The 9373-nt window shown below is 56.6% G+C and carries 9 protein-coding genes; all 9 read right to left on the bottom strand.

What is annotated here, in order from left to right; all coding sequences use genetic code 11:
• Positions 1-132 precede the first annotated feature (132 nt).
• The gene (locus LAP85_02045) at positions 133-2292 is read right to left on the bottom strand and encodes a bifunctional (p)ppGpp synthetase/guanosine-3',5'-bis(diphosphate) 3'-pyrophosphohydrolase (protein MBZ5495156.1); all 2160 of its coding nucleotides are present in this window, start codon (positions 2290-2292) and stop codon (positions 133-135) included.
• Positions 2293-2442: 150 nt separating this feature from the next.
• Positions 2443-3225 (bottom strand): hypothetical protein, encoded by a 783-nt coding sequence (locus LAP85_02040; GenBank protein ID MBZ5495155.1) that lies wholly within the window; start codon positions 3223-3225, stop codon positions 2443-2445.
• A 47-nt stretch (positions 3226-3272) separates the two neighbouring features.
• On the bottom strand, positions 3273-3692 hold the full coding sequence (locus LAP85_02035; GenBank protein ID MBZ5495154.1) for a biopolymer transporter ExbD: 420 nt from the start codon (positions 3690-3692) through the stop codon (positions 3273-3275).
• 219 nt (positions 3693-3911) lie between these two features.
• Entirely contained in the window at positions 3912-4328 is a 417-nt protein-coding gene (locus tag LAP85_02030; GenBank protein ID MBZ5495153.1) for a biopolymer transporter ExbD, read from the bottom strand.
• Complete coding sequence (locus LAP85_02025) at positions 4321-4965, bottom strand: MotA/TolQ/ExbB proton channel family protein (protein ID MBZ5495152.1); 645 nt, start codon at positions 4963-4965, stop codon at positions 4321-4323. Before LAP85_02025 ends, LAP85_02030 begins: the two co-directional genes overlap by 8 nt.
• Positions 4966-5011: 46 nt before the next feature.
• Positions 5012-5773 carry a TonB family protein gene (locus tag LAP85_02020; protein MBZ5495151.1) on the bottom strand — a complete coding sequence of 254 codons (762 nt, stop codon included), beginning with the start codon at positions 5771-5773 and terminating at the stop codon, positions 5012-5014.
• Between the two features lie 185 nt (positions 5774-5958).
• Entirely contained in the window at positions 5959-7260 is a 1302-nt protein-coding gene (secF, locus tag LAP85_02015) for a protein translocase subunit SecF (protein ID MBZ5495150.1), read from the bottom strand.
• Between the two features lie 6 nt (positions 7261-7266).
• Positions 7267-8880 carry a protein translocase subunit SecD gene (gene secD / locus LAP85_02010; protein ID MBZ5495149.1) on the bottom strand — a complete coding sequence of 538 codons (1614 nt, stop codon included), beginning with the start codon at positions 8878-8880 and terminating at the stop codon, positions 7267-7269.
• Positions 8881-8947: 67 nt separating this feature from the next.
• Complete coding sequence (gene yajC / locus LAP85_02005) at positions 8948-9223, bottom strand: preprotein translocase subunit YajC (protein ID MBZ5495148.1); 276 nt, start codon at positions 9221-9223, stop codon at positions 8948-8950.
• Between the last annotated feature and the right edge of the window lie 150 nt (positions 9224-9373).

Below are 9373 nucleotides of genomic sequence, written 5' to 3'. Positions count from 1 at the left end.
CGATCGCGGCGTAATCCGCGCGGCATCAAGCGAAAGATGAGTAATTACAAACTCAGGCCACGGAAGCGGTCTGGCACGGAAAGGCTGAGGATCGAGGATCATATCCAAATCATTAAGTGAACAGTATTGGGGCTAAGGAATACGAGAGACGCGCGCGACGTCCTCGATGCCGCGGATGGTCTTGAGCACCTTGATGATCTTCTGCAGGTGCCGGACGTCGTTGATCTCGACGGTGAGATCCACGGTGCCGCGGCCTCCCTCGGTTGTTGTCGAGCGCGACTCTTTGATGTTGGTTTTGAGATTGGAGACCGCCGACGTGATTTCTGCGAGAATTCCCTGCCGGTCTTCGATCGTCATGGCCAGCCTGACTGTGAAGATTTCCTCGCCGGGAACGTCGACCCACTCGACGTCGGTCATGCGATCCGAACCGAGAAAATTCCCCAGATTCGGGCAATTGGTGGTGTGAACCGATATCCCCTTTCCACGAGTGATGTAACCGACGATCTCGTCGCCCCGGATTGGATTACAGCACTTCGCGCGATACACCAGGAGTCCGTCCTGCCCTTTGACCGTGATGGGAGTCTCGCCTCTGCCGAGGACCTTCTTAACCACGGTGGCGATGGCGGATCGTTTGGCGTTGACCTCCAATGGTGGGGCGAGATCGGGGAACAGAATCGTGAAGATCTGGCGGGGAGCTATCTTGCCGAAGCCGACCGCCGGATAAAGCTCTTCCACCCTCTGAATTCCGTGATCGGTGAGCACGCGGGGGAACTCAGCCATGGTCAGGACTTTTTTCCAGTTGGTCTTGAATTTTCTGGCTTGTTTTTCCAGCAGCTTCTTTCCCAGTTCGGCGGCATCTTCTCTTTCCTTCTGGTTGACCCAGTGCTTGATGCGGTTGCGGGCGCGGGAGGTCTTGACAAACGAGAGCCAATCCCGGTTTGGACCGGCGTCCTTGGTGGTAAGGATCTCGACGATTTCGCCGTTCTTCAGCTTATGCCGCAAGGGCACGATGCGGCTGTTAACTTTGGCGCCGACGCAGTGATGGCCGACCTCCGTGTGGATGGCATAAGCAAAATCCACCGGTGTGGCTTCGCGGGGTAAGGTGATGACTTCACCCATCGGCGTGAAGCAGTAAACCTCGTCCGGGTACAGATCGACCTTGAGGCTGCTGATGAACTCGCGTGGATCGCTGATTTCGCTTTGCGAATCGATCAACTGCCGCAGCCAGCGGAATTGCTCCTCGCCCTCGACCGCGCCCGACTTGCCCTCCTTATATTTCCAGTGGGCGGCGATTCCCAGTTCAGCAATGCGGTGCATCTCCTGGGTACGGATCTGAATTTCGAACGGCTGGCCGTTCTTCCCGATTACCGAGGTGTGCAGCGACTGATAGAGATTGGGTCGCGGTATGGCGATGTAGTCCTTGATGCGCCCCGGGACCGGCTTCCAGAGGTTATGAAGGATACCGAGGATGGTGTAACAGTTCTTGACCGTGTCGGTGATCACCCGAATCGCAATGAAGTCGAAGACCTCGTCGATGCCGATCTTCTGCCGTCGCATTTTGTTATAGACACCATAGATGCGCTTGATACGGCTCTCGAGGCGCGCGGGAATATTGTACTCGGCCAGCTCTGTGGCTATGGCCTTCTTGGTTTCCTCAATGAAGTCCTGGCTGACGGCACGCCGCGCCTCGATCAACGACACCGTATTCTGGTAGGCTACCGGATCAAGGAAGCTGAAAGAGAGATCCTCGAGTTCGCCGCGGATTCGGGCCATGCCGAGTCGATGCGCCAAGGGCGCATAAATGTCCAGCGTTTCGAGCGAGATTCGCTCTCGACGATCCGGAGGTAGATACTGGAGCGTGCGCATGTTGTGGAGGCGATCCGCGAGCTTTACAAACAGCACGCGAATGTCTCCCACCATCGCGAGCAGCATCTTGCGGAAGTTCTCGGCCTGCTTCTCATGGCGCGAACTGAAGTAGACCTGCGAGATCTTGGTTACGCCGTCCACGATCTGGTAAACCTCCTCGCCGAACTGCTTGCGCAACTCCTCAGGCGACATCAGGGTATCTTCAAGAACGTCGTGAAGCAGGCCTGCGGTCACCGTGACGGAATCGAGTTTGAGTTCGGCAAGAATGTTGGCAACTTCAAGCGGATGAGTCAGATATGGCTCTCCGTTCATCCGCAGTTGGCCTTTGTGAAACTTGGCGGATGCAACGTAGCCGCGCTGAATCATCTCTAGCGCCTCGGGGTGATAGCGCAGCACCTTCTCAGCGAGGTCCTCGAACCGGATCATAGGCATCGTGAGCGATCGAATTCTTTATTATAGAGGAAATATGAGAGGTGGGGAATGGGGTACACCTGGCCGGAAAGGAACTTCCGCGGCGTACCCCGGGATGAGACTGTGACAGCACCGCAGTTTTGGGGCTGGGGTGACACGAACAGCTTATTTGCCGGTAGCCAGTTTCTTGGGCTTCTTTGCTTCCTCCTCCTGCGCCTTGAGACGCATTTGGAGGGCCTTCAACGCGACCTGGTCCGCCTGGTTGATAAGCTCTGCCTTTCTCTGCTTATCCTTTTCAAACTTGGCCTTTTCTCTCCAGAGCAGGTTCTGATACTCCATGGCGTCGAAGTAATCAGGCCGGATTTTCAAGGCCTTGTCGATGACTTCCAGACCCTCATCGATGTCCTTCAAGGTGTGGTCCTTTTCCTCAGCCGTCAGAAACTCAACGTTCTCACCCTGAAGACCTGTTTTCGACACGGAGTCATCGTAGTCGATCACAGCAACCCGATAGAGTGCTTCGGCGTTGTTTGGATCGATTGCCTGGATCTGCCGGCACCACTCTTTCGACTTGTCGTATTCCTTGAGCTGGTAGTAGAGGCTGGCGATGCTGAGCATGGGATTGGTATTGCCTTTCTCCGTCCCCACGATGTCCTCGAAGGTCGCAATAGCCTTGCGAGCCATCTCCGTGCTCTTGGGGTCCGGGGAACCCGGCACGAACTGCGAAGCATACGTCGTGGCCAGGTAGCTCTTGGCAATCATGAACTGCGGGTCGAGCCTGATGGACTCTTCGAACAGCTTCGCGGCCTCGTCATACTTCTGATCGACGAAAGACCTGACGCCTTTGTTGAGCGCATCGCGAGCACGCAGCTTCGTGATGAAACCACATCCTGATAGAGGAATGGCCGCCAAAAGCGTGAGCATGACGAGCCACTTCTTGTTGACCCTCATTATGGCCTCCAGACTATTGAATGATTGCGCGCAAGTAGCTGCCGGCTCTAGCGTACTTCCTCGGAAGTCAGCAGCCCAACGTCGATGACACCTGCGCCTTTGGCGATGTCGATGATCTTGACCACGTCGCCATAGGGAAGCTTGGCACTCGCGCTGATAAACATATTCTTGTTCGCCCGGGCGCTATAGATCTCCAGGAGCTTCGGCCCCAGTTCACCAAAGGTAACCGTCTCCTGGTTGATAGCGAGTTGAGCGGTTTCCGACATGGACACCACGATCACTCCCGGGGGCGGAGGTACCGGCTTATCGGACTGCGGCGGGGGCTGCGGCACCTTTACCTCCAGATCCAGCTGTTTGGTCGGGGTTATGACCATGAAAATGATAAGAAGCACGAGCAGGATATCGATGTACGGTGTGATATTGATATCCGACTTCGGTCCCACATTAGTACCAACCGCCATGGACATGGAAGAACACTTCCTTTCTCTAAGCCGTGTTTGGAACGGTTTTTTTACCTATTCTCGATTCTGGGAGAACCCAGTCATCGTCGGGCCCGGAGCGGCAGCGTTTCAGCTGCAGCCTTGCCCTGCCCCGTCATCCATCGCAAGGGTAGCCGCCACGAACCATACCGGCACATGCGCTCGCGCGCATCTCGTGGGCGCTTCAACGGCCTCAAGGCCCCGACGCTATTTTTCCTTCTCCGTCATCAGGCCGATCCTCTCGACGCCGGTCTCACGGCACTTGTTCACGACCTCTACGACACGTCCATAAAGGACCGAGGTATCAGCCTTCAGGTACATGACCTTGTTGATCTCCCCCCCGCTGAACTTCTTCTGCAAGGCCTCCATGAGCGCTGTTTCGGTAGTCTGAATTTTTCCCAGGAAAATGCGTCCCTGGCGGTCCAAAGCTACCACGGTGGCATCCTTGGATTCCGCGTCCGGCGCTTCGAGCGGGTTCTTGGCTTTGGGAAGATTCACCGTAATACCGGACTGCAGGAGAGGGGTGGTGATCATGAAAATGATCAGCAACACCAGCATAATGTCGGCCATAGGCGTGACATTGATGTCGCTGGTGACCTTTCCAGTCGATATGTGTTTAGCCACCGATCTGACCCCGTTTCTTGAGGAAGTAGTCGATCAATTCCGAAGAGGAATTATCCATTTCGATCGTAAAGGTTTCGATCTTGTTTGTGAAGGCATTGAATGCCCACACCGCGGGAACGGCCACGAACAACCCGAAAGCGGTTGTCACGAGCGCCTCCGCAATACCGCCGGCCACAGCCGCGATACCTGCAGTTTCCTCGGTTTTCATGCCCTGGAATGCGTTGATGATGCCGACCGTCGTTCCGAACAGGCCCACGAAGGGTGCCGTCGAGCCGATCGTTGCCAGCCCCCCCAGGCCCCGCTTCAGGTCCGAGATACCGATGGCAGTAGCGCGATCCAGTGCTCTCTTTGCCGACTCGATGCTCTCGCCCGGAATGTCCTTGCTTCTGGAGTGAGCCTGCAGCTCATGCAGCCCGGAGATCAGAACCTTGGCCAGGTGGCTCTTGTTGTTCTGCTCGCCGAGAGCAATCGCCTCATCGATTTTCCCTTCCTTCAGGCACTCAGCCACGGCCGGGGTGAATATCCGCGATTGCTTGCGCGCCTGACGATAGGTAAGCCATCTTTCGATCATCACACTGATCGAGTAGGCCGACATGATGGCAAGGATGCCTACCACGACTTTGGCGACCACGCCCATCGAGTTCCACAGTTCGACTATGTTCATTCCCAAACCTCCAACTGGGTTATTTGCCTAGTTTGAAAATAACCGTCACAGTCGCGATGACCGGGACGGGTTCTCCGTTCAACAGTGTGGGAGAATACTTCCATTGCTTGACTGCCTCGACAGCTGCCGCGTCCAGAAGCGGATGGCCTTTTACCACCCGGACGCCGGAAACATTGCCCTCTTCGTCGACGTTGACCTCAAGCATGACCATCTGCTCGACGCGCGCGCGCTTGGCGAGTTCCGGATAGACAGGATCGATCCTGCGGAGGATCTTTGATTCCTGGACGTTTCCACCCACGCGCATTGGCTCCATCTTCTTTGGGCGCGGCGGTGGCGGCGGCGGTGGCGGCGGCGGAACACCTCCCAGAATGCCGCCTGCTACTCCACCCGCAGTTCCCCCGGCAAGGCCTCCGACTATGCCACCCGAGATGCCCCCGATCACTCCGCTGACCCCCACGACCGGGGGCTCATCGACTGGCGGTGGAATCTCTTTCGGGATCGCGGTCGGCGCCTCAAACTTGGTAGGATCCACGGTCACCTTCTGCACCGGAGCAAGTTTGGTCGGCGAAGGTGGTGGCGGCGGCGGCGGTGGCGGCGGCGGTGGCGGCGGCGGTGCAATCAGGAACGTCAGCAGTTCGCTTTCCGGCAGCACATTAAAAAACACCAGCGGCAAGATCACGATGATGATAATCACTACCACGTGGGCCACCAGGGAAATGACGAGCCCCACAAGACGCTTTGCTATATCCGAGCGACTGGTTTGATCTAAGGTTTCAAACATTGTTTCTCCCGTATACTGCCCTCGGGCCTGAGAATGAGGAGTGTATGCGCGGTGCCGATTGAAGGCGCGATCTTAATATCGGCTCGCAAAACCTGTCAAGCAGATTTTGCCCGCATACTTTTCACTCTCAAACCCTTGTCAGCGCTCTTCGAAATGCTCCAATCCGGCATAAAATCAAACACGGTTCAGGCTGCCTTGCGCTTCGCCTTTTGCTCCGCCGCTCGATACCACCACTCCACGATCGGCGATGCAATCGCGATGCTCGAATAGGTGCCGATGATAATTCCTACCGTCAGGGCGAACGAAAAGCCGCTCAGCACCTCCCCGCCGAAAACGAGCAGGGCGAACACGGACAAAAACGTCATCCCCGACGTCATGATCGTTCGCGAGAGCGTCTGGTTGATGCTCAGGTTGAGGACGCGCGCCAGTGGGTCTTTGCGCATCGTCCTGAGATTCTCCCGGACGCGGTCGAACACAACGATGGTGTCATTGACCGAGTAGCCCGTCAGCGTGAGCAGGGCTGCAATCACGGTCAGCGAGATTTCCTTCTGAGTGAGCGCGAACAGGCCGAGCGTGATGAGGATGTCGTGAAACAGGGCAACGATCGCGCCCACTCCATAGATCGGCTTGAACCGAAAGCCGATGTAGACCAGCATCCCCAGGAAAGAGAGTCCCACAGCCAAGGCCGCGCGGTTGCGCAGGTCCGTACCCACGACCGCGCCGACGCTCCGAGTGCCGACTGCCGCAAAAGGCCCCGCATAAAACGCCTTGCTCATCGTCGCCAAGACTGGCGCGTTCACGCCCGGAACGGCTCTCAGATCGGCCAGCGTGCCGACGATGCCGTTCCCGACCGTAGTGCGATAGTTGACCATGGCGGTTGCTAGGTCGCGATAATGCGTCTGTGTTTCCTCGGCAGTCCTGCTCTGGCTCCTCAGGCCATCCGGGTCTCCATCCAGCAGAGCCTTCGTGACCGTCTCAATGCCGACATTGTTAAAGTCGGCCAGGGTCGAATTGACATGCTCCGCATCGAAACTCTGCCGCAGCAAAGCCTCGAGCTCCTTGTGGCCTGCATCCACGTTCTGCCCTGCTCCGAAAACCGTCTCCATGCGAACCATAACCCTGTTTTCGTTGAGATTGCCCAGACGCTGAATGATGGTCGCTCCTACCGTCTCCGGCTTCAGCGCCTTACGGATCAGCTCCACATCGGGGGGCTGGTTGAATTTCAGATTGACGACCGTGCCGCCCCTGAAATCGATCCCCAGGGCAAATCCCCCATTTCTTCCACCATGGTAGAACCAGCCGATTATCCCCAGCGCGAGCAGGACCCATGACAGCCCGAAGAAGTACCACTTCTTGCCCAACCAGTCGATTGAGACATTCTTGAGGATTTCCACTCCCAACTCCCAATTGTTACCGGAGCGCCGGGACTCCCAACCGACCAGCAATAATCCATTCGCCGGATCGTTGGACCCCGTTGCGCTCGCCAAGTTCCCTTAAATTGATAATGACTCCACTTTTCTCCTGCTCAGGGTCAAATCAAACAGCCGGTGCGACACATACACGGCCGTAAACATGTTCGCCAGCAATCCCACGGTCAGTGTGATCGCGAATCCTCGGATCGGGCCCGTGCCGAACTGGAAGAGAAATGCGGCCGCAATCAGGGACGTCGAATGAGTATCGAAAATGGTCCAGAATACCTTGCCGAAACCCGTGTCGACGGCCGCGCGGATAGTCTTGCCGTTGCGCAGTTCCTCGCGGATCCTCTCAAAAATAAGGATGTTTGAGTCCACCGCCATGCCGATTGTGAGAATGACGCCGGCAATGCCGGGAAGCGTCAGCGTCGCTCCCACGCCTCCCATGAAACCGAGGAGGATGATCAGGTTGCCGAACAGGCACCACACCGAATTGAGCCCGGCGTGCTTGTAGTACACGACCATCCCGATCATCACCAGGCCGAACCCGATGATCGCCGCCGTAATGCCGGCCCGGATGGCATCGTTGCCCAGAGAGGCGCCGACCACGTTTTCTTCCAATGTCTTCAGCGAAGCCGGGAGCGCGCCGGAGCGGAGCACCAAAGCGAGGTCCTCCGCCTCCTGAACCGTGAAACTCCCGGTAATCTGCCCTTCGGCACCGATGACGTTTTGAATGGTGGGCGCCGAGATTACGGCGTCGTCAATTACGATCGCCAGGCGATCCCCGATGTGCTGGCTCGTGGCGTTCCGGAAGATCTCCGCACCCGCAGAGTTCAGGAAGAAATCGATATTGGGACGTCCGCTGGCGTCGTTGCCGCGCCGGGCATTCTTCAGGTCCTTTCCGGTAATGGTCGGCACCGCACTGACCACCAGATAGCTAACTGTGCCCGGATCGTTGCTCTGGTCACGAAACGGCATGATCCTGTAGTCGTCCGAAATCCTGCCGCCGTTGGCCTGAATCGCAGCCTCTATGCTCGGATACGGGCCGCCATTATCCCTCTTCACCATGCATAGAGTAAGCTGCGCCGTGTCCTTAAGGAGATCTTTCACACGTTCAAAATCATCAATGCCCGGCAGTTCCACGATGAGCTGGTCGTCCACGTTGCTTCCGCCCGTGCCGTAGATCTGAAGAGTAGGCTCCGTGACTCCCAGTGCATCGATGCGGCGCCGGATTGTCTCCAGAGCCTGCTTTACCGTCGATTCCTGCATATCCCGGACCACCGAAGCCATCATCGCCAGGGAGTAATCCGTCTTCCCGTTTACCAGCATGCTGTGAATGTTGTATTTGGTCTTGTAGGTCTGGTTCAGATAGTCGTAGGCGTCTTTTTCCTGGGCTGGACTGATCCCCTTGATCTCCACGTTGAGCCCGTTGCCCTTCTTTGCCGAATCGAAGGTGATGTTTTTGTCCTTAAACGCACTCGCAATCCGCTCCGCATCCTGGGCCAGTTCCTGATTCAGGGCATCGGAAGTGACGACCTGTAGGACCAGGTGCATGCCCCCCTTGAGATCCAACCCGAGGTTGATGCGCGACAGCCACTTGTCCGTGCCCCAGGTTTTCGGGCTGAGGAAATACCAGAGAGACACCAGCATTATGGCGGTGATAAACAGGAACTTCCATCTGAGATTCTTTTGCATGACGGCACCTAACCTTGGATTTTACCGGGCCCTTTCCGGGCACATGTTTTGGCGGCAAGGACTCGCACTATACGCTTTGGGAAGTGTCTTCAGGAACCTGCAATCCGGCGATCGCGCTCTTGGCGACCTCGATTTTCACCTGGTCGCTGATCTTGAGAATCAGTGTCTTGTCCTTCACCCCTGCCACCACCGCGTAAATGCCCGAACTGGTGATGACCTTGTCGCCGTTTCGGAGCGCGCCGATCAACGCTTCCAGCTTCTTCTGTCTTTTTCGCATGGGCATGAAAACAAGAAGATAAAAGATAACGCCAATAATCAGAGGTAGCGCAAACGCATTTAGCATGGACGTGATACCACCTTGCTGCGCTATCGTTGGGGGTTGCATATCGCTAATAAGTACCTCCCGGTGCCCATCAATTTCCTAGCTTCCGGAGTGAAGGATGATCTGGTTGGACCTGAGATCGTGGAGAGAAACCGCTGTGGAGCACATGAG

The organism is Terriglobia bacterium (assembly GCA_020072565.1).
Taxonomy (GTDB): domain Bacteria; phylum Acidobacteriota; class UBA6911; order UBA6911; family UBA6911; genus JAFNAG01.
The sequence above is the reverse complement of the archived record's forward strand: the minus strand, read 5'-3'. Positions and strand labels throughout refer to the sequence as shown.

Bases quoted from the DNA above. Each gene is read 5' to 3' on its own strand.
- LAP85_02045 (MBZ5495156.1), bottom strand. From the start codon at position 2,292: ATGATCCGGTTCGAGGACCTCGCTGAGAAGGTGCTGCGCTATCACCCC.
- LAP85_02040 (MBZ5495155.1), bottom strand. From the start codon at position 3,225: ATGAGGGTCAACAAGAAGTGGCTCGTCATGCTCACGCTTTTGGCGGCC.
- secD (MBZ5495149.1), bottom strand. From the start codon at position 8,880: ATGCAAAAGAATCTCAGATGGAAGTTCCTGTTTATCACCGCCATAATG.
- LAP85_02035 (MBZ5495154.1), bottom strand. From the start codon at position 3,692: ATGTCCATGGCGGTTGGTACTAATGTGGGACCGAAGTCGGATATCAAT.
- LAP85_02020 (MBZ5495151.1), bottom strand. From the start codon at position 5,773: ATGTTTGAAACCTTAGATCAAACCAGTCGCTCGGATATAGCAAAGCGT.
- LAP85_02025 (MBZ5495152.1), bottom strand. From the start codon at position 4,965: ATGGGCGTGGTCGCCAAAGTCGTGGTAGGCATCCTTGCCATCATGTCG.
- yajC (MBZ5495148.1), bottom strand. From the start codon at position 9,223: ATGCTAAATGCGTTTGCGCTACCTCTGATTATTGGCGTTATCTTTTAT.